The sequence below is a fragment of the Synechococcus sp. Cruz-7E5 genome (assembly GCF_024345995.1).
In the GTDB taxonomy this organism is placed as follows: Bacteria; Cyanobacteriota; Cyanobacteriia; order PCC-6307; family Cyanobiaceae; genus Regnicoccus_A.
Map to the genome: position 1 here is coordinate 39,091 of NZ_JAGQCE010000008.1, position 19,352 is coordinate 58,442.

Genomic DNA, 19,352 nt, shown 5'->3' on the forward strand with positions numbered 1-19,352 from the left:
TAAGCCCCTCCAAGGGTCAGGCCCAGGCCGGCTCCAGCCCGGGGTGCCACTTGATGTTGCAACCGATTGCAGGCTTTTGCCCGGTGCTCAGCGGCCTTCCCGCCAGCAGCGAATCGAGGGCCGATCGCAGGTCGGCGCCATCGGGTGCCTGGCCGTTGCCCGGGCGGCTGCCATCGAGCTGGCCCCGATAGACGAGCTGATGCGCGGCGTCGAAGAGGTAGAGGTCGGGGGTGCAGGCGGCACGGAAGGCCCGGGCCACGCTCTGGTCGGCATCGAGCAGGTAGGGGAAGCGCCATCCCACTCGTTGCCGCTGTTCCGCCAGTTGGCTCGGACCGTCCTGGGGATGGGTGCGCAGGCTGTTGCTCGCGATCGCCAGGATGGTGATGTGCTGGCCGTAGTCGCGATCGATCCGGGCGAGTTCCGGCTCGATGTGTTTCACGAATGGGCAGTGGGCGCAGAGAAAGAGCACCAGTAGCGGCCGTGAAGGCAGATCGGCGCTGTTGTGAACGGTGCCATCGAGAGCGGGCAGCGCGAAGGCCGGCAGCGGCGTTCCCAGCGGAACCATCGTGGATGGGGTGAGTGCCATCAGCGTGTGATCACAGAGGGAGGCTGTGGTGAGTCTTGCGTCCGTTTCAATGGGCGTTGTGGGTGAAGATCTGCCCGTTCGACCCGAAGCGGTGCCCCGGTCCGATCTCTCCTCCAGGTTCGGCCTCCGTGCCGCTGCTGGTCTGATGGCCGCCTTGGCGGCAGCGCTGCTCGCCGGCGGCTGTGTGCCCGCCCATCGGAGCGCCAGCTGGAAGAGCTTCCCCCTGCAGCGGCAGCAGCCCCACGACGGCCTGGCTGTCGTCAGCCAGCCCGACGGCTTTGGGCTGCACATCTGGCTCGAAACCGATACCAGCCGCAAGGGCTACTGCCGTCCGCGCTGGCTGCCGGATCCAGCGCGGCTGTTCAACGGCAACGGCAGCCACCCCTTCAGCTCCGGTCTGGCCAGCCGCGAGGAGTTCTTCGCCGCCGTCGCCCGCCGTGACGTGCGACGGGCCCTGCGCAAGGAACTGGAAGCCCTCTGCCTCAGTCGCGCCCCGCGCAGCACCTGGGAGTGGATCGAGCCGCCCCTGAATCCCGCCCAGGTGAAGGTGGAGAAGCTGCCGATGCTGGAGGAGAAGGATCTGCTGACAGATCCCGAAACGATCCGCGAGCAGGAGGATCAGCCGTAGCAGGGCTCAGAGCAGGGCGAGGCTGCCGGCATAGCCCTCCGGCAGTTGGAGATCGTGCAGCTCCAGGCCTGGTGGTGGTGGGGCTCCGACTGCGGCCAGGCCGAGTCCCGTCGCTTTCAGGCCCGCCTCCAGGCGGCACCAGTGCTGCAGGAAGCCGCTGAGCTGCTCCGCTGGAGGCAGCGCCTCGAGGGCTTCGAGGCAGCCTCTGGGCAGGTGGCGCCTGGCGATCGACCGCCAGTTCAGGCCGGGCCGGTGCTTCTCCACATCCACGCCCACCGGCCGCTCGGGGTGGAGGGCCAAAAGCACCAGGGCGCCCGAATGGGCCAGGTTGAACTGCAGGGTGTCCCGGCTTTCCAGCCCCTCCAAGGCGGGCTTGCCCTGGGGCCCCAGGCGAAAGCGCAGCCGGGCGGGCTCCAGCCCCAGAGCCTGTCCCAGCCGCAGCCGCAGCAGGCCCCGTCCCAGCAGGAAACGGTCCTGGTCCGCGGGCAGGCGACAGCGCCGCAGCCGCTGATGCTCGTCGCTGCAGAGCAGTGCCAGCAACTCCCCCCGCCGCTGGGGGGTCAGCCAGCCCAGCCCCGCCAGCCAGACCGTGGCCGGTAGCGCTGGCTGCTCCAGCCGGCGCGGCGCGGCCTGGCCGGGGGCGCTGGGGGCGGTGTGTTTGCTGGAATCGATCACGATGACTCCAATGGCCCGGCGAGATCCGGCCGCAGCAGGGGCCCCGCTGAGCGCCAGTAGCGGCTGAAACGACCCAGGTCCACCGGCTCCGGCAGGTCCACGAAGGGTTCAGCCTCCAGCACCTGCAGGGGCAGGGCGGCGGCCACGCAGGCGGCGATGCCCCCCAGCTGGGGGTCCACCCAGGCGCTGGTCACCACCCCATCGGCCCGGTGGCGGGCGGCGAAGGCCAGCACCTCTTCCGCCCCATGGCCCTGGCGGATCGTGACCGGCAGCTCCAGCAGGCACTCGTAGAGGAAGACGATCCGCTTGAGGCTGATCGGCCCGGCGGCGCCCTCCAGCAGCCCCGGCTCGAAGACGAACAGGGCCGGCCGGCCTGGATGGGCCAGCAGGGCGGGATTGGCCGGACCCAGGGCCTCGGCGTGGATCCAGAGAACCGGACAGTCCATGCTCAGACCGCCTCGCCCTTGGCTTGATCATCCAACTGCGGTGCGGAGAACAGGCGGGTCTGCAGATCCTCGTAGCTGCCTTCGAATGGACAGGCCTCCGCGGCCGGGCAGCCTGGGCAATGGCGCCCGGCGCCGAAGCGCTCCAGGTTGGCGCGATTGAACAGGTAGGGCTTGCTGCTGAAGCTGCTGGCCACCCACTGCCAGCTCAGGTTGTTGCTGGCGGCATCACCATCGAGCAGGTGGCGCAGAAACCAGCTGGCCCCGGCCTGCCAGCGCACCCGGCGCCAGTGCACCACGTAGGCAGCCAGCCACATCCTGGCGTGGTTGTGCAGCCAGCCGGTGTCGATCAGCTGGCGCGCGAAGGCATCGATGCAGGCCAGGCCGGTGCGGCCCTCGCGGATGTCATCCGGCAGCTCCTGGGCGTAGGCCGCCTCCCGCTGGCCGGTCTTGAGCGGCTCTTGGTTCTCCCAGATGTCATCGCCCAGACGGATCCAGAGCCGCTGCCAGTAGTCACGCCAGGCCAGCTCCTGCAGCAGCTTCTCGCTCACCAGCCCGGGACCTCTGGCCATGCGCTGCCGCACCACGTCGCGCACCTGGGCCAGGCTCAGAACCCCGTGGCGGATGTAGGGGGAGAGACCGCTGACCGCGCCGTCGAGGTGGTTACGGCTGGCGACATAGCGCTCCGGATCGACGGCTGCCAGCGCCGCGAGCGCCGGTTTTGAGCCCCCGCGAATCGGGCTGGCGCCGCCGCTGGCCAGGGGAAAGCGGGCAGCAAGCTCCAGCACCATGGCCCCCCGGTCCGGGAACTGGCGCGGCAGGTCGGCGCGGTTCGGTTGTGGGGGCGGCGCCGGTTCTGAAGGGGGAGTGCTGGACGTCATCGCTGGCTGAGGGGCGCGGCCGGGAGCCGCTGGAAGCGGTGGAGGAGAATCCACCCACTGTCCTTGGCCGGCACTCGGCGCCTACCCATGCTCCTCGATCTGCGCGGTAAGAAAGCCCTCGTCACGGGTATCGCCAACAACCGCTCGATCGCCTGGGGCATCGCCCAGCAGCTCGCCGCCGCCGGCGCAGAGCTGGGGGTCACCTACCTGCCGGATGAGAAGGGGCGCTTCGAGGCCAAGGTGCGCGAACTCTCCGCGCCACTGAACCCCACCCTGTTCGAGCCGCTCAACGTGCAGGACCCGGCCCAGATCGAGGCGGTGTTCGAGCAGGTGAAGCAGAAATGGGGCTCGATCGATGTGCTCGTGCACTGCCTCGCCTTCGCCGGCAAGGAGGAGCTGATCGGCAACTACTCCGACATCAGCCCCGAGGGCTTCGCCCGTGCCCTTGAGGTGAGCTCCTATTCGCTGGCGCCCCTGTGCCGCTGGGCCAAGCCCCTGTTCAACGAGGGCGCCAGTGTGATCACCCTCAGCTATCTGGGGTCCGAGCGGGCCATCCCCAACTACAACGTGATGGGCGTGGCCAAGGCGGCTCTGGAGGCGAGTGTGCGCTATCTGGCCGCTGAACTTGGGCCGGAGAAGCAGGTGCGGGTGAACGCCATCAGCGCCGGTCCGATCCGCACCCTGGCCAGCTCCGCCATCGGCGGCATCCTCGACATGATCCACAACGTGGAGGAGAAGGCGCCGCTGAAGCGCACCGTCACGCAGGACGAGGTGGGTTCCACCGCTGCGTTTCTGGCCAGCCCCCTGGCCTCCGGCATCACCGGCCAGGTGATCTATGTGGATGCGGGTTACTGCATTACGGGGATGTGAGCGCCGTCGCGCCTCACGGTGCACCCATCAGCTCCTCCGAGCGCATCGGCATCACCGATCCCATCCAGTCGATCGTGGTGGTGTGCAGGTTGTAGAAGGCGGCCTCCACCTGCAGGCGGCCGCTGCGCATCAGATCGGTGAGCAGCACGCTGGAGTCGACCAGGTTGCGGGCCGCGTTGAGGGTGTGGTGGCGGGCGGCCTGATCCAGGTCGTGCTGGCCGCCGAGGTTGATCAGCTCCATCCGCAACTGCCCCACCAGCTGGGCCAGGCTCGGGGTGAGGGTCAGCGCCGGGTTCAGGGCCGCCTCCACCGCGCCGCAGCGTTCATGGCCGAGCACCACGATCACGGGCACGCCCAGATGGGCCACGGCGTACTCCAGTGAGGCGATCGCCGCGGTGGTGGAGAGGGTGCCGGCGTTGCGCACCACGAACAGGTCGCCGAAGCCAGTGTCGAACAGCAGCTCCACCGGCACCCGGGAATCGGCGCAGCCCAGCACCGCCGCAGTCGGATGCTGGCCCGATTCCACTTCGAGCATGCGCTCGCGGCTGCTGTGGGGATGGAGCGATTCACCGTCAAGGAAGCGCTGATGGCCCGCTCGCAGTTCGGTCAGCACCGTCTGTGGACAGTTGTTCACGCAGCAGCCGGATCGGTGCTGGCGATTGTGGACCTGGTCAGGCGTTTGGCTTCGGCATGATTGGCACACTCCCGCCCCATTGCCCCGTGTCCTTCCTTCCGGATCTTGATCCCGGCAGCCCGGGCGGCCGCAGCGGACGTATCCACCGTGTCACCGGTGAAACCGACGTGCGCGTGCGGCTGGACCTCGATGGCCGCGGCCGTTGTCGGGTGAGCACCGGTGTGCCCTTCCTCGATCACATGCTCCACCAGCTCGCCAGCCACGGCCTGCTGGATCTGGAGATCAGCGCCGAGGGGGATACCCACATCGATGATCACCACACCAACGAGGACGTGGGCATCGCCGTGGGCCAGGCCCTGGCCCAGGCCCTGGGCAGCCGCAAGGGCATCCACCGCTTCGGGCACTTCACCGCGCCCCTGGATGAGGCGCTGGTGCAGGTGGTGCTGGATTGCTCCGGCCGCCCCCACCTCAGCTACGGCCTGGTGATCCCGGGCCAGCGCATCGGCACCTACGACACCGAGCTGGTGCGGGAGTTCTTCGTGGCGGTGGTGAACAACTCCGGACTCACCCTGCACATCCGCCAGCTCGACGGCCTCAATTCCCACCACATCGTGGAGGCCTGCTTCAAGGCCTTCGCCCGGGCCCTGCGCCAGGCGGTGGAGATTGATCCACGCCGCGCCGGCGAGGTGCCCAGCAGCAAGGGTGTGCTGGAGCAGGCGGGCGCCCCTGGCTGAAGCGAATCGCGTTGTCACACTCCGTTACGTGATGATGGAGGCACAACCGCGCCAGTGAGCGATGACCATCGCCCCCAGTCGACCCGAGCCCGGCAACAGCGAGGCCACCTCCTCCACGGCGGCCGCAGCCCCCGGCTACGACCGCGCCGACTGGGCCAGTGCCTTCCGCAATGTGGGCACGGAGCTCACGGCCGTTCCCCTGGCAGCCGCCAGCGGCACCATCCCCTCCGAGCTCAGCGGCAGCCTCTACCGCAACGGTCCCGGGCGGCTGGAGCGCGGCGGCCGCTGGGTGCACCACCCCTTTGATGGCGACGGCATGATCACGGCGGTGCGCTTCGAAGGCGGCGCGGCCTGCCTCAGCAACCGTTTCGTGCGTACGGAGGGCTGGATGGCGGAGGAGAAGGCCGGCAAGGTGCTTTACCGCGGCGTCTTCGGCACCCAGAAGCCCGGCGGACCGCTGGCCAACGCCTTCGACCTGCGCCTCAAGAACATCGCCAACACCCATGTGGTGCGGCTGGGCGAGAAGCTGCTGGCCCTGTGGGAGGCCAGCTCCCCCCATGCCCTCGACCCCGTCAGTCTGGACACCGTGGGTGTCGACCTTCTCGATGGTGTGCTCGCAGGCGGTGAGGCCTTCAGCGCCCACCCCCGCTTCGATCCCGGCCACCACGGCCAGGAGCGCATGGTCACCTTCGGGGTCAAGGCCGGCCCCCGCAGCACCATCCGCCTGATGGAGTTCGATGCCGGCCACGGCGCCCAGGCGGGGCAGCTGGTGGCCGATCAGAAACGCAGCTTCAACGGTTTTGCCTTCCTGCACGATTTCGCCATCACCCCGAACTGGGCGGTGTTTCTGCAGAACGCCATGAGCTTCAATCCGCTGGGCTTCGTGCTCGGCTGGAAGGGCGCCGCCCAGTGCCTGGGCTCCAAGCCAGGGGAGAGCGGTCAGTTCTGGTTGATCCCCCGCTCCGGAGAGGGGGAGCCGCTGCAGGTGAGCGCTCCTGAGGGCTTTGTGTTCCACCACCTCAATGCCTTCGAGGATTCCTCTGCCGGTGAGGCCGGCCAGGTGGTGGTGGATTCGATCTTCTACGACGATTTCCCCACGATCGGCCCCGGCGTTGATTTCCGCGCCGTCGATTTCGACACCCTGCCGATCGGTCAGCTCAAGCGCTGCCGCATCGACCTGGCCAGCGGTGCGGTGAGCACCGAACTGCTGGAGGAGCGCTGCTGCGAGTTCGCCATGGTCAACCCCCGGCGGGTGGGTCTTGAGGCCCGCTTCGCCTGGATGGCCGTCACCGAGCAGGAGCGGGGCAATGCCCCCCTGCAGGCCATCGAGAAGCTGGATCTGATCAGCGGCGAGCGCCGCACCTGGAGTGCCGCCCCCCGGGGCTTCGTGAGCGAGCCCGTGATGGTGCCGCGCCTGCGGCAGGAGGCCGCCATGGCGGAATCCCCCAGTGTTGAACCCGCCGAAGACGACGGCTGGATCCTCTGCGTGGTCTGGAACGGGGCGCGTTGCGCCAGCGACCTGGTGATCCTCAACGCCGCCGATCTCTCGGAGCAGGCGGTGCTGCCCATGCCCCTGGCCCTGCCCCACGGCCTGCACGGCAGCTGGGCCGCCTCATGAGAACCGCCACCTTTCGTCCCCTGAGGCTTCTGGCGCTGCTGGGCGCCCAGCTGCTGACCTGTCTTTTGCTGCTGGGCCACCCCGGCGCTGCCCAGGCCTCCCTGCTGCATTTTTCCGGTGCTCCGCCCGCGGATCTCGGTCTGCACGACGGACGGCTCAGGCCGTGCGCCAGCCCAGCTCACTGCGCACGCCAGGACTGGTCACTGGCCGATCCGGCAACAGCACTCCAGCAGCTGGCGCTGAAGCTGGAGGACACACCCGGGGTCCAGATCGAAACCAGGTCCGGATCCCCCCAGCTCAGCTATCTGCATGCCACCGCCGAAAGCCAGCTGTTCGGTTTTGTCGACGATCTGGAACTGGCGCTGGACGGATCAGGCACCAGCATTCAGGCGCGTTCGGAATCCCGCCTGGGAGATTCCGACCTGGGCGTGAATGCCCGTCGGCTCGATGCGCTCCGCCTGAGCCTGGGCTACGCCTGAGCTTCAGCCCCGCTGGTGGCGGCTGAGGGTGGCCGCGGAGAACATATGGCCTCGCTCCTGGGCAATGGCTGCCACGGCGCTGGCATCGGCAGCCGCTTCCACCCGCTGGCGCAGGGCGGCATCGGCTTCCACTTCGATCAGAAAGGCACTCAGCTGTGCTTTGGACATGGGAGGTGCCTGTGGTGGTTACCTCTCCTTGCTACTCGGGCGTGGGGCTGGCGTCAGGGATAGTCGGCCGCTGGTGGCACCATTGGCGTGGCCATTCCACCCCAGGCCTGCGATGACCAGCACCACAGTCCTGCCCGAGGACAGATGGCATGACGACGCCCGGCTCGACGCCTTGCGCCAGGAGTTCGAGCACGACGCCAGTTTCAACCAGGTGTTCGTGGTGCTCACGGTGGGGGCCACCCTGATCGCCACCCTGGGCCTGCTGGCCAACAGCCCTGGCGTGGTGATCGGAGCCATGGTGGTGGCCCCCTGGATCATGCCGCTGCAGGCGATGGCCTTCGAGATCCTGCGGGGGCGCCTGCCGATGTTTCTGCGGGCCTTGCGCACCCTGCTGCTGGGGGTGGTGATCTGCGTGCTGCTGGCGATGGCGGTGGGCCACCTGGTGGCCTTACCGAGCTTCGGCAGCGAGGTGATGGCCCGCACCAGCCCCAACCTGCTGGATCTGGGAGTGGCTCTGGTGGCCGGAGCGGTGGCGATGTACGCCAAGCTGAGAAAAGACGCGATCTCGGCACTGGCTGGCCTGGCGATCGCCGTGGCCCTGGTGCCGCCCATGTGCGTGGTGGGGATCCTGCTGGCGTCCTCCGACTGGATGCAGGCCTATGGGGCACTGCTGCTGTTTGCCACCAACCTGCTGGGGATCATGGTGGGGGCGATGGTGTCCCTGGCCAGCCTCGAGCGGGTGTACCGGCGCCGCTTGTTCCACAGCCGGCTCGGACTCACCAGCGTGGCCCTCACCGCCCTGCTGGTGATTCCCCTCGGCAGCAGCTTCTTTCGCCTGCTGAACCGATCCCGGCTTGAGACAAAAGCTCAGCAGCTGGAGGCGGTGATCGAACAGCGGCTGCGCAGCAGCACGATCACCCTCGGCGGCGATCCCGCCATCGATCTGGTGGGGATCTCAATCGACTGGCAGCAGAACCCGCCTCTGATCCGGGCCCGGGTGCGGGTGACTGATCCGACGCTGCCCACCTCCAAGCAGGTGGCCGCCGTGCAGGCGTTCATCAATCAGCAACAGGCGCCCCTGCGCTTCCGGTTGGTGATGCAACGCACCGCCGTGGACCTGATCGGCCCGGAAACCGCGCCCAACCCCCCCGAGCTGGAGGTGCTGCCCCCCCCGCCGTTGCCGCCGTTGCCGCAGGGGGAGCCCAAGGAGCAGTAGGGGGCCGCCCGACACAGTGCCCTCCATGCGCCCCGAAACAATGATGGCCGAACAACTGGACACCGATACGCATCGCAGGCACTGGCTGCGGCGTGTCTGGTTTTTCGGCCGGGTGAGCCTGGTGCTGTTGACCATTTTGGTCGTCAAGACCCTGGTGCACCGCATGCACTGGGAACTGCTGGTCCCGAATCCCCTGTTCCCTGCACTGGTGGCCTCCGAGGTGTTCCTGCTGGGCTTCCTGCTGAATGGGGTGCTGCTGGATTACAAGGAAAGCGAGAAGATTCCCGGTGAACTGGCCGCTGCTCTGGAGTGCCTCGCCAGGGAGGCAAGAAGCGTTAGGGAGCTTCATCCGGAAGCCGAGGTGAAGGGGGCTTTGGCACTGTTGGTGGGCTTCAGCGAAGATCTCCTGGACTGGATGAAGGAGGCCGGTCTGGTCACCACCCTGCTGAACCACCTCGATGAACTGCAGCTTGCGATCGAGCGGCTCGGTGTCTGGAATGCCGCCCCACTGCAGGCCCGCCTGCTGCTCGAATTGGCCAACGTCCGCCGAGTCGTGGTTCGCATTGAGGTGATTCGTGAAACCACTTTTGTGCCTTCTGTCTACGGGATGGCCTTCATCGGAACGGGCCTGCTGACTGGAGGACTTGTTCTTACTGATATCGAGCCATTCGGAGAATCCCTTTTCTTCATTGGCGTGATTTCATTCCTGCTGATCAAGCTGCTGCTGCTGATCGCTGATCTTGACAACCCGTTCGCGGCTGGTCGCGCGACGTCAGTGGAGAACGTATCGTTGACTCCTGTTTCTCTAGCCGTCCATCGGCTCAAGCGGTTGGTGAAGGATGACTGACTCTGGGCTATGATCAACCAAAGAATACGGGCATTGCTGCGCCGAAACTCGTTGCCCTTGCCGACAGGAACAGCAGCTATTCGAGGGCAGGTTGAGATGATCAGACAATGACGGATAAAGTATCAAAAGTAAAGATTCTTTTGGCTCGATTGGTGCTCGTGCTGTCGGTCGCATTGGTCATTATCGGGGTGGCCATGCATAGCCTCTCGGTTTCGGTGTTTGAGCGGATCTGGCAGAACCTGCTCGACCGTCCGAGCGGGCCGATGGCCTTTCGTTTCGTGCTGCAACCAATCATGGTGGCAATGATGGCACTGGTCGATGGCGTCAAGGACGCCCGGTCTGGACGCAATCCCTACCTCTGGACCATACTGAGCAACCCAGGAAAGCGCAGCAGTCGTCTGCACGAGGGGCTTATCTCCACAGCGCGGGTCATCATCCTCGGCCTGGGCATGGACCTGATCTACCAATGGCTCGTGTTCGACACGTTTCATCCTGCCGAAGCGGTGATCATCGCGGGCCTGCTCGCCTTTGTGCCCTACCTGCTGCTGCGTGGCCCGATCACGCGTGTCGCACGCTGGTGGATCAATCGTGGATCTGCCAAAGAAACTCGCTGATGGAGATCGGACTCGAAGACCAATGACCGTGAGAAGCCGCAGGGATGAGATACGGAATATGAGCCATGCGGATGGCCATTGGTAAGGCGCAGGCCAAGGCCAGGCACCGGAACGTGATGACGATCGCGGTGCTGATCAAGGCCGCTGCAACTGACTGGATGGCCGCCCTTGCCCACTCAGGCGCTGCCGGTGCTGCCGAGCGAAACGGTTCGATGGCTTGGTGCCTGACGGACGTGGATTTAAGCTGGTTTTTCGGCTCCGACCTTTGGTCTCCCCCACCCCCACCAGGCGATGGGTGGATTGTCACCAATCAAGTTCCGCGTAGCCCCAACAGCTCACCCAGGCGCCAGGCTGGTGATCTACGCGTCTTCGGTCGCCGATGGCAGCGCTGGTGCCTTTTGTGATTCTTGTGGCGCCCTGGTGGCAGGACCCATGGGTCGGCAAGCTGCTGGCCGCATTTGTGGGCTTGCTGCTGATCGTGCTGGCCGTGCGGCTGGCTCAGCGCTACATCACGCGAAATCTGAGTGATGGCGACAGCCGCTATTACGCCCGGAAGTTGATCACCTTCGGTGGCTACCTGGCGGTCATTCTGCTGGTGTCGATCGTGTTCCGCGATCGCCTGGTGGGGCTCACCGTGGCCATTGGGGTGGCTGGTGCGGGCATTGCCTTCGCCCTCCAGGAGGTGATCGGCAGTGTGGCCGGCTGGATCGCAATTTCCTTCGGAGGGTTCTACAGGCCGGGCGATCGTGTTCAACTGGGTGGCATCAAAGGCGATGTGATCGACATTGGCATTCTCAGGACCACGATGATGGAACTGGGGGAATGGGTTGATTCCGATCTCTACAACGGCCGGGTTGTCCGCATTGCCAACAGCTTCGTCTTCAAGGCGCCGGTGTTCAATTATTCTGGTGACTTTCCGTTCCTCTGGGATGAGATCCGCGTGCCGGTGAAACACGGCAGCGACCACCGGCAGGCACGGATGATTCTCGAGCAGGTGGTGAGTGATCTCTACACCGATGAGCTGATGCAGGCCTACCGCCGTGCCTGGGACAAGCTGATCCACCGTTATCTGCTTGAGCCGGCCAGTCTGGAGCCGGCGGTGAGCCTGGTGGTCACCGACAACTGGCTGGCCTTCACTGTCCGCTACATCGTGGATTGCAAGCGCCGTCGTATCACTAAAGACATCCTCTACACCAAAATTCTCGATGCGTTTGCGGCCGCGAAGGATAGGGTGAGCATTGCTTCCACCACAGTGGCGCTTGTGGAACTGCCGCCCCTCGATGTACGCCTCAGCGATGGACGTACCGGCCCTGGGGCGGGTGAAGGGCAACGATCGAATCACGACCAGCCATCGCTTCCGAGCGACGGATCCTGATCCAGGCTCAACCCAGCGGGCTGAGGTCAGGCCACTCGGTGGCAGCGGCGCTGGCTGTTGCTGGGTGTGCTGGCGGGGGCTCAGCAGGATCAGTTCGCGATGGCCGCCTCAGCCCTGTGCCACATCCCTACGCCCCGTCCTGATCAGGAGGTGCGGCGGAGCATTCGCCACGATCAGCCAGCAGGGCCCTGAGCCCCTCGCTCAGTTCGGGGGGCAGGGACAGCTGCAGGCTGTCGTTGCGCAGATGCAGATCCCGTTGGGGGAAGGGGACTGAAATCCCGCGGTGGCGCAGAACTGCCTCGATGCGGAAATTGAGGTCGCTGATGATTTCATACTGACGCATGGGTTGGTTGATCCACACCAGCAGACTGAAGTTCAGCGAGCTGTCGCCGAAGCCAGTGAAGAACACCTTCGGTTTCGGTTCCTGGAGAATCCCGGAATAGTCTTTGCAGGCTTCCACCAGGGCATTGCGCACGGCGGTGCAATCCGAGCCGTAGGCCACGCCGATGGGGAGCATCAGCCTGGAGGTGGGACTGCCATGGCTCCAGTTCACCACCTGGGATTCGAGGAACTCGGCATTCGGCACGATGATCGCGATTCGGTCCAGGGTCACCACTTCGGTGCTGCGCAGGCTGATCTTCTGAACCGTGCCCTGAAGCTCGCCGATCTCGACGAAATCACCCACCTGGATCGGCCGCTCGAAGATGATGATCAGGCCACTGATGAAGTTCTTGGTGATGCCCTGAAGCCCCAGGCCCAGGGCCACACCGAACACGCTGGCGAACAGGGTCAGGGAGCTCAGGTCGAGCCCCCAGAGCTGAAGCAGCACCAGTGAGCCGATGAACAGCAGGGCATATTGCACCACGAAGGCGATTCCTTCCTGGGCCCCTTTGCCGATCCCCGTGTACTGCAGCACGCGGGTGCGCAGCAGCCGTTGCAGCACCCCCAGTCCCCTGGCCAGGGCCAGGAACAGGGTGATCAGCACGATCACATCCAGCACCGAGTAGCTGCGTTCCCCCAGGGGCAGGAAGGGGGAGGCGAGGCTGTCGGAGAGCGCGTCACGCAGCCGCTGCAAGGCCATCCGGCTGAGCGGAAACAGGTCGGCCACTGTGCCGGCAACGCTGATCCAGACCGCCACCTGAAGGCTGCGCAGCAGGGCCCGGATCAGGAAGCCGCTGCCCGCCTTACCTGGGATCAGCTCACCATCGGCGCCCGGATGGGGCCAGGCCTGCGGGAAGGCCCGCCGGAAGAGACTTCCCAGCAGGCGCTGCAGCAGGAGGGCACCCAGCAGCAGGGCGAGCGAGCGCAGCCCCATCCGCCGGATGTAGGCGGGCTGCCGCTGCAGGCGTCCCTGCTCCAGGGCCTCCCCCAGGCGGCGGCGCCAGGTTTCCGCCTGGTCCTGCGGGCTAAGGCCCTCCGCCGCGTCCAGGCGGGTGACCGTCAGCAGGGGCTTGCCATCGAGGCTGATCACCGGCAGCCCATTGCGCTCCACCACCTGGAGCTCAGCCCGCCTGGGGTTCCGGGCGGCTCTCTGGAGCAGGTCATTGGCCGCGTCCGCCCGTTGCTCGGCGCTGAAGTCCTTCGAGCTCCGCACCTGGAACAGGCTGGTGCCGTCCACTTCCACCTGGGCGGCAGGGATCTCAGCCGCTGCCCGGCCGGGTGACGCTGACGGCAGGGTCACCAGCAGCGCCACCAGCAGCGCGGCCGGCCAGAACCATCCCCGCCGGCGGGACCAGCTGCGGCCTGGGATGCCTTGGACTGGGACTGTCGGGTCCATGCTCTGACGTCCTCCCCAGGCTTCGGGCAACCTATTCGCTGGGCGTGGGCATGGGCGTGAGGGGGTGCACCATGATCGCAACACAGTCTGATTGAGCCAGCCGTGACGCCTCCCGTGGTGCGAGCAGGTGGTCAGGCCCGCCGACGTCGCTCCGCTCTGCTGGTGGTGCTGGCCCTGGGGATGTCCATGGCCCTGGTGCTGGTCTCGTCGCTGCCGCTTCACGCCCAGAAGGACACGACCCCTTCCGCCGACAAGGCGCACTGCATCGATCCTCCCCAGTTCATCACCCTCGATGGCCGGAAGGTGGTGGAGATCCGTTCGGCGATCGGAGCTCAGAACCCGGCGAACTACGCCCGGCGGGCGACGGAGGAGCTGGGTCGTCTGGCTGAGAGCCCGTCGTTCCAGCCCGAGCGCCTCACCATCGAGGATGCCCCGCCGTACACCTTCCTCGTGCGCCCCCGCGCCGACGGAGGCTCGGAGCGGTTCATGGCCGTCGATGACCGGGTGTCGGCCTGCTTCGATCTCAGCCGCCAGGAGCTGGCCGAGACGTACCGAAGCAGTCTGGTCAGCGCCGTCATCACATACAGGCGCAGCCGAACGCCCCTCGCCTGGGTCAAGGGAACGGCCCTTGCCCTGCTGGTGCTCGTTATCTATCTCTTCTGGATACGCACCCAGTCAAAGCTGAACCGCTGGGCGACCCAGTGGATCGACCTTGATCAGAACCGTCTGCTGCAGGGACTGCGCGTCGGCTCCAATCAGCTGCTCGAATCTGTCCAGATACGCCAGATCCTGCAGCTGGTCCGCCGGGTCATCCACTGGTCGCTGCTGCTCCTGATCAGCTACCTGCTGGTTCCGTTGTTGCTGGGGTTCTTCCCACCCACCCAGGGGATTGCCGACGGCCTGCGTAAACAGATTCTGGAGGTGATACGCAAGGCCTTTGACGCGGCGGCCGGGGCGCTTCCGAACCTGGTCTCGATCCTGCTGATCACGGCGTTCACGGTGATGGCGATCCGCGCCAGCAACGCCTGGTTCTCAGCCCTCGAGCGGGGCCGGGTGCGCATCCCGGGTTTCTACCAGGAATGGGCCCTGCCCACGGCCCGTCTGGCCACGATCTTCATTGCCCTGATCGGGGTAGTGCTGGCCTACCCCTACATCCCTGGATCCGGCAGCAAGGCCTTCCAGGGGGCCGGCTTGTTCGTGGGTGCGCTGGCGGCCCTCGGCTCCAGCGCCATCGCCACCAACATCATCAGCGGCCTGATGCTGATTTACACCCGTGCGTTCCGCCTAGGTGACCGGGTGGACATCAACGGCACGGTGGGGGTGGTGCAGGAGCGGGCGTTGCTGGTGACCCGGGTACGCACGCCAAGAAATGAGCTGGTGAGCATTCCCAACGCCATGGTGATCGGCGCCTCGGTGGTGAATTTCAGTTTCTCGCGGCGTGAGATCCAGCAACCCGTGGCGATCGCCACCACGATCACCATCGGCTACGACGTTCCCTGGCGCCGTGTGCACGAACTTATGCTGGCGGCGGCCAAGAGTGTCAAGGGAATCAGTGATGAGCTTGAGCCTTATGTGATTCAGACCTCCCTCAATGATTTCCATATCAGCTATGAGCTCAATGCCTTCGTGATCGGAGCGGATACCTACCGCGAAACCCTCTCGGACGTGCTGGCGGCGTTGCAGGACCATTTCGCGGCCGCCGAGGTGGAGATCCTCTCGCCGGGGTACCACGCCATCCGCAACGGCAATGCCAGCACCGTTCCCAAGGTCTGATCCGCCGCCCCAGCCGGTTCGATCGCTCAGCTGATCACCCGTTCGCCTTCTGATGCGCGGCGAGGTAATGCTCAACCGCCCGCTCGATGTTGCGGTGCATCCGCTCTTTGCCCAGGCGTTCGCCCAGCTCCGAGCGGCGGATCACTTCCAGCACCGTGGGATTCAGCCCCGCCAGCCAGAGGGAGATGCCCTCCCGATCCAGGCGCCGCTCCGTTTCCGTGAGCACCTTGAGTGCGGAGTATTCGATGTCGATCACGGCGCTGCCATCCAGCACCACCACCCTTGGCTGGTGCTGCTTGATCTCCGCCCGCATCCGCAGGAGCACTCCATGGGCATTGGCGAAGAACAGGCGCCCCTCGGCACGGAGCAGCAGCAGCCCCGGCCAGGTCTCATCCCGGGGATGCTGGGAGGACAGCGGCCGGAACACATCAGTGCCGCGCTTACGGCCGATGGCATACAGCGGCGGGTTCACCTCCTGCTGCACCAGCGCCAGCAATGACAGGATCACGGCCACCAGGATGCCCTTGAGGGTGCCGAGGACCACCACCCCCAGGAAGGCCACCACGGCCCAGTGGAATTCGGCGTGGCGCACGCGCCGGATCGCCAGGAACTCGCCCGGGGCGATCAGCTCGAAGGAGTAAATGATCACCACCACGGCCAGGGCCGCCAGGGGCATCAGCGCGAGCCAGGGGGCCAGCAGCAGCAGCGTGACCAGCGCGACCCCAGCCGTGACCAGCTCGGCCATCTGGCTGCGGGCGCCCGCCTGGCGGTTCACCGCCGTCTGGGTGGTCCCGCCCCCTGCCGCCATCGCTCCGAACAAGCCGCCGCCGATGTTGGCCAGTCCCAGGGCCAGCAGCTCACGGTCGGGCACAGGAGAGGGTTCATCGCTGGCGCGAAAGGCCCGAGCTGCCGCGATGCTTTCCGTGAAACTCATCATGGCGATGCCTGCCGCGCCTGGCCAGAGCCCGCTCAGCAGATCCAGCCGGGGCCAGCTGAGGGCGGGAAGCCCCCTTGGCACGGTGCCCACCAGCTCCACCCCGAAACGATCGAGCCCCAGCAGGGCGCAGCTGGTGATCGCGATCGCCACCACCACCAATGGAGCCGGCACCGACGGCCACCGGCGTCTCAGGCTGAACAGAATGGTGAACAGCCCGGCCGAGAGCAGCAGCGTGGCGATCGAGGCCTGGGAGATGTCCCCGAAAATGGCGGCCAGGTCGCGGAAGAAGCCGTCCTTCTCCACAGACAGCCCCAGCAGCTTGGGCAGCTGATCCACCACGATCACCAGCCCGATGCCGGATTTGAAACCCACCAGCACCGATTCGGAGATGAAGTTGGCGATGAAGCCGAACCGCAGCAGGGCCGCGCCGCAGAGCATCGCTCCCACCAACACGGTCAGAGTGGCGCTCACTGCCATCAAGGCGCTGGGCTCGCTCTCCGGCGTCAGCCGATTCAGCTCACTTCCCACCAGGATGGCCAGGGTGTTGGTGGTGCTGACGCTCAGGGGTCTGGAGCTGCCCAGCAGGGCATACACAGCCATCGGCACCAGAGCCGTGTACAGACCCACCTGCACCGGCAGACCGGCAATGGTGGCGTAGGCCATCGCCTTGGGCAGCACCACCGCCGCGGCGGTCAGTCCGGCTGCGAGATCCGCCTGCCCCAGTCCCTGCCGGTAGACGCCCATCAGGCGCTCATGCCACCGGCGATCAGCAGCACCAGGGCAACCAGGCCGATCAGGGTGAGCGCCAGGGCCGTTGCCGTCGAGATCGAAGCCGTTCCGATATAGACGAAATCGTCCTGCTTCAACCGCCGCAGCACCTTGCGGTGTTGGCGAGTGGCGGCTGCCATGGCCAGGATCCCCGTGAGCACGAATCCGATCGAGATCAACCGCACGCTGAGCTGCGTATGGGCACTGCCCTCGAAGCGGCTGGCCTGGATCGCTCCGATGATCTTGTCGAGACCGAAGCCGAAGCTGATCAGCGACAGGCAGGTGCGGATCCAGGCCATCAGGGTGCGCTCGGCCGCCTCCCTATTGCGCTCCTTGGCCAGCTCGTTGGTGAGGTTCATGGGGATGCCGACAGCAAGGGCTGGCTGATCAGGGTTTCGGCCGCAGAGGATGATCCTGCTCCAGCCGCCGCTCCGCCTCCAGTTCCTTGGCGAGGAACACATTGAGGAAGGTGCGGATCACAGCCACCGTCGCCAGTTGGATCAGGTTGCGGTTCGAGGGAGCCGTGGTGGTGGCCACGATGTCGGCCCCCAGCTGGAATTCCAGTGCCATCGACAGCCAGCTGCCGAAGCTGATCCGGATCGTGCTGGAGGGGCGGCGGCCGCGATGGCCCAGGAAGGGCAGGTACGGCAAGGCCAGTGGCAGGGTGGCGACCAAGCCCGCCACCACACAGAGCACAGAAAGTGTTTCCAGGGTCAAGCGAACGACACCGGCAAGCCCCTCCAGCAGGGCCTCAGGGGATTCAAGCCAAGTCATCTAAGGGGTCACGAAGGGCACCTGCTGCTTCTGGCGCTGCCAGCGCAGGAAGGGAATCGAGAGCAGCACAGTGACCAGGAGATAGGCCAGCACCGCGAGTTTCAGGTCAGGTATGCCGGCGCCGTAGGTCGTGGCGAACAGCAGCGCCAGCCCTGGGTTGCGCATTGAGGTGACGAGGGCGAGGGTGGTGCGCTCCCGGGGCTCAGGACCAGCGATCCCATAGCCGATGGCCAGGGCCGCCAGCACCATCACGGCCATGAAACCCAGGGCCACCAGGTTGGCGGCCGCGAAGGGCAGCAGCAGAGGCAGCGACTTGACCAGCACCAGCACGATCAGGAGCAGCAGAAGCCCATTGCCCAGCTTCTCGAGCGGACCCGACAGCCGGTTCGCCCAGAGCGGCCGCCAGCGCCTGAGCCCCAGGCCCGCCAGCAGGGGCAGCACCTGGGCCTTGCCCACCTGGAGGGCCACCTCCTTCGGGCCGATGTCCCAGCCTGAGATCCCGAAGGAGGACTGGAACAGATCCACGATCAGTGGGATCGAAACGATCGCGGCCACGGCCGCGCAGGCCTGGAGCACCGCCGCCAGCTCGCGGTCTCCGCCCATTTTGCCGGCCTTGCGCAGGGTGAGCGGAGCGCTGGGTGAGATGGCCATCAGGGCGATGCCGAAACGGGCGGACTTGGAGAGGGCCAGGTCCGGAGTCAGCTTCATCAGCACAAGGGCTACCAGAGGGACCAGCACGCAGGACCCGATCAGCACCCTGATCACCAGGGCAGGCCTGCGGCGCAGCTTGACGATGGCCTCTCCCTTCAGGCCAACACCCAGGCCGAACATGATCGTGAACAGGGTGATGCTGACGAGCAGCAGGGTTGCCTGGGCCATGGCGTCGGGGTCGAGGGGAGGTGTCAGCTGGAGATGAGGCTGGACAATGGAGGCGGATCAGGACCGCAGCCTGGGCCCCCTCGGTGGCGGCCGATTCAGCAGATGGGTCAGCCATCCAGGTACGGAGAGCGTCGCCACCAGGATGGTCAGGGAGGTGCTCAGCCGGCTGGAGAAGGTGCGAGCCGTATCCAGGCCGGAATGCAGAAAGGTGAAGGTGACCAGCACCGCGAAGATGCCGGTGGTAAGCGCACTGGCTGAACGCAGGAGGTCCCTGGGGTGGCGGGCGGAATCGCCAGCGGCATCGCGGCTGAGGTTGTGCCCGGCGATGCAACCAGCAAGGGCAAGACAGCCGAGCAGCACGGCTCTGCTGGAGAGATCCGACTGCGGTTGGCTTTGCTGGAGTTTCGCCGCCAGCACCACAGCGCTGCCCAGCACCGAGCCGCAGGCGGTGCCAAGCAGAGCCCACCACCGCAGCGGACATCTGACCCGGCCGATGAATGTGGAGGTGGCGGCCAGGACCAGGGAACTCAGCAATGTGGCCGGCAGGAAGGGCAGCTGGCGGGTGATCGCATATCCGGCTGCAATGCCGACGAAGGCCCCGGCGACTCGGCTCATCTGGGCATGGGGCGCGCTGGGGTCAACAGCAGGTGGATGGGGAAGTTTGTGGATCACCATG

General features: G+C 66.3%; 22 protein-coding genes. 10 read left to right on the top strand and 12 right to left on the bottom strand.

Annotated features, from left to right (window positions below):
• Positions 1-16: 16 nt before the first annotated feature.
• A complete protein-coding gene (locus KBY77_RS10230) occupies positions 17-586 on the bottom strand; it encodes a thioredoxin family protein (RefSeq protein WP_255103962.1) in 570 nt (189 codons plus the stop codon).
• A 145-nt stretch (positions 587-731) separates the two neighbouring features.
• On the opposite strand from KBY77_RS10230, the gene KBY77_RS10235 reads away from it, so the two are divergent.
• Positions 732-1,214 (top strand): hypothetical protein, encoded by a 483-nt coding sequence (locus tag KBY77_RS10235; protein ID WP_255104193.1) that lies wholly within the window; start codon positions 732-734, stop codon positions 1,212-1,214.
• A gap of 6 nt (positions 1,215-1,220) precedes the next feature.
• Here KBY77_RS10235 and KBY77_RS16625 read toward each other — a convergent pair whose 3' ends face one another.
• The 3 genes from KBY77_RS16625 to KBY77_RS10250 are packed head-to-tail and all read right to left on the bottom strand — an operon-like array spanning position 1,221 to position 3,213.
• Positions 1,221-1,889, bottom strand: a complete 669-nt coding sequence (locus KBY77_RS16625; RefSeq protein WP_255103964.1) for a 4'-phosphopantetheinyl transferase superfamily protein — start codon at positions 1,887-1,889, stop codon at positions 1,221-1,223.
• Positions 1,886-2,335, bottom strand: coding sequence for a hypothetical protein (locus KBY77_RS10245; RefSeq protein WP_255103967.1), 450 nt, complete (start codon positions 2,333-2,335; stop codon positions 1,886-1,888). The genes KBY77_RS16625 and KBY77_RS10245 overlap by 4 nt, the downstream gene beginning before the upstream one ends.
• 2 nt (positions 2,336-2,337) lie before the next feature.
• On the bottom strand, positions 2,338-3,213 hold the full coding sequence (locus KBY77_RS10250; protein ID WP_255103970.1) for an FAD-binding domain-containing protein: 876 nt from the start codon (positions 3,211-3,213) through the stop codon (positions 2,338-2,340).
• A gap of 87 nt (positions 3,214-3,300) precedes the next feature.
• Here KBY77_RS10250 and fabI point away from each other — a divergent pair, with 87 nt between their 5' ends.
• On the top strand, positions 3,301-4,083 hold the full coding sequence (fabI, locus tag KBY77_RS10255; RefSeq protein WP_255103973.1) for an enoyl-ACP reductase FabI: 783 nt from the start codon (positions 3,301-3,303) through the stop codon (positions 4,081-4,083).
• A 13-nt stretch (positions 4,084-4,096) separates the two neighbouring features.
• Here fabI and KBY77_RS10260 read toward each other — a convergent pair whose 3' ends face one another.
• A complete protein-coding gene (locus KBY77_RS10260) occupies positions 4,097-4,717 on the bottom strand; it encodes a carbonic anhydrase (RefSeq protein ID WP_255103975.1) in 621 nt (206 codons plus the stop codon).
• Between the two features lie 86 nt (positions 4,718-4,803).
• On the opposite strand from KBY77_RS10260, the gene hisB reads away from it, so the two are divergent.
• The 3 genes from hisB (at position 4,804) to KBY77_RS10275 (ending at position 7,548) form a co-directional block, all read left to right on the top strand.
• Positions 4,804-5,451 (top strand): imidazoleglycerol-phosphate dehydratase HisB, encoded by a 648-nt coding sequence (hisB, locus tag KBY77_RS10265; protein ID WP_255103978.1) that lies wholly within the window; start codon positions 4,804-4,806, stop codon positions 5,449-5,451.
• A gap of 61 nt (positions 5,452-5,512) precedes the next feature.
• On the top strand, positions 5,513-7,069 hold the full coding sequence (locus KBY77_RS10270; RefSeq protein WP_255103981.1) for a carotenoid oxygenase family protein: 1,557 nt from the start codon (positions 5,513-5,515) through the stop codon (positions 7,067-7,069).
• Positions 7,066-7,548 (top strand): DUF1499 domain-containing protein, encoded by a 483-nt coding sequence (locus KBY77_RS10275; RefSeq protein ID WP_255103983.1) that lies wholly within the window; start codon positions 7,066-7,068, stop codon positions 7,546-7,548. The genes KBY77_RS10270 and KBY77_RS10275 overlap by 4 nt, the downstream gene beginning before the upstream one ends.
• A gap of 3 nt (positions 7,549-7,551) precedes the next feature.
• Here KBY77_RS10275 and KBY77_RS10280 read toward each other — a convergent pair whose 3' ends face one another.
• Positions 7,552-7,716: a Nif11-like leader peptide family RiPP precursor gene (locus KBY77_RS10280; protein ID WP_255103985.1), complete on the bottom strand. Its 165-nt coding sequence runs from the start codon at positions 7,714-7,716 to the stop codon at positions 7,552-7,554.
• A gap of 112 nt (positions 7,717-7,828) precedes the next feature.
• Here KBY77_RS10280 and KBY77_RS10285 point away from each other — a divergent pair, with 112 nt between their 5' ends.
• From KBY77_RS10285 to KBY77_RS10300, 4 genes are all read left to right on the top strand, one after another.
• Positions 7,829-8,932 (top strand): DUF389 domain-containing protein, encoded by a 1,104-nt coding sequence (locus tag KBY77_RS10285; RefSeq protein WP_255103987.1) that lies wholly within the window; start codon positions 7,829-7,831, stop codon positions 8,930-8,932.
• Between the two features lie 208 nt (positions 8,933-9,140).
• Complete coding sequence (locus KBY77_RS10290) at positions 9,141-9,779, top strand: hypothetical protein (protein WP_255103989.1); 639 nt, start codon at positions 9,141-9,143, stop codon at positions 9,777-9,779.
• A gap of 107 nt (positions 9,780-9,886) precedes the next feature.
• Entirely contained in the window at positions 9,887-10,393 is a 507-nt protein-coding gene (locus KBY77_RS10295) for a hypothetical protein (RefSeq protein WP_255103990.1), read from the top strand.
• 379 nt (positions 10,394-10,772) lie between these two features.
• On the top strand, positions 10,773-11,768 hold the full coding sequence (locus KBY77_RS10300; protein ID WP_255103992.1) for a mechanosensitive ion channel family protein: 996 nt from the start codon (positions 10,773-10,775) through the stop codon (positions 11,766-11,768).
• 127 nt (positions 11,769-11,895) lie between these two features.
• Here KBY77_RS10300 and KBY77_RS10305 read toward each other — a convergent pair whose 3' ends face one another.
• Complete coding sequence (locus KBY77_RS10305) at positions 11,896-13,545, bottom strand: mechanosensitive ion channel family protein (protein WP_255103994.1); 1,650 nt, start codon at positions 13,543-13,545, stop codon at positions 11,896-11,898.
• Between the two features lie 102 nt (positions 13,546-13,647).
• Here KBY77_RS10305 and KBY77_RS10310 point away from each other — a divergent pair, with 102 nt between their 5' ends.
• Positions 13,648-15,318, top strand: coding sequence for a mechanosensitive ion channel family protein (locus KBY77_RS10310; protein ID WP_255103996.1), 1,671 nt, complete (start codon positions 13,648-13,650; stop codon positions 15,316-15,318).
• Positions 15,319-15,352: 34 nt separating this feature from the next.
• On the opposite strand, the gene KBY77_RS10315 is transcribed toward KBY77_RS10310, so the two are convergent.
• Genes KBY77_RS10315 through KBY77_RS10335 form a run of 5 tightly spaced genes read right to left on the bottom strand, consistent with a single transcriptional unit; the run spans position 15,353 to position 19,291 of the window.
• Positions 15,353-16,999, bottom strand: a complete 1,647-nt coding sequence (locus KBY77_RS10315) for a SulP family inorganic anion transporter (RefSeq protein ID WP_255103998.1) — start codon at positions 16,997-16,999, stop codon at positions 15,353-15,355.
• Complete coding sequence (locus KBY77_RS10320; RefSeq protein WP_255104000.1) at positions 16,999-17,382, bottom strand: YidH family protein; 384 nt, start codon at positions 17,380-17,382, stop codon at positions 16,999-17,001. The genes KBY77_RS10315 and KBY77_RS10320 overlap by 1 nt, the downstream gene beginning before the upstream one ends.
• Before the next feature lie 28 nt (positions 17,383-17,410).
• Entirely contained in the window at positions 17,411-17,797 is a 387-nt protein-coding gene (locus KBY77_RS10325) for a DUF1622 domain-containing protein (RefSeq protein ID WP_255104002.1), read from the bottom strand.
• Positions 17,798-18,676, bottom strand: a complete 879-nt coding sequence (locus tag KBY77_RS10330) for a bile acid:sodium symporter family protein (RefSeq protein ID WP_255104004.1) — start codon at positions 18,674-18,676, stop codon at positions 17,798-17,800. It abuts the gene before it with no gap.
• Between the two features lie 57 nt (positions 18,677-18,733).
• On the bottom strand, positions 18,734-19,291 hold the full coding sequence (locus KBY77_RS10335; RefSeq protein ID WP_255104005.1) for a hypothetical protein: 558 nt from the start codon (positions 19,289-19,291) through the stop codon (positions 18,734-18,736).
• Positions 19,292-19,352: the final 61 nt, after the last annotated feature.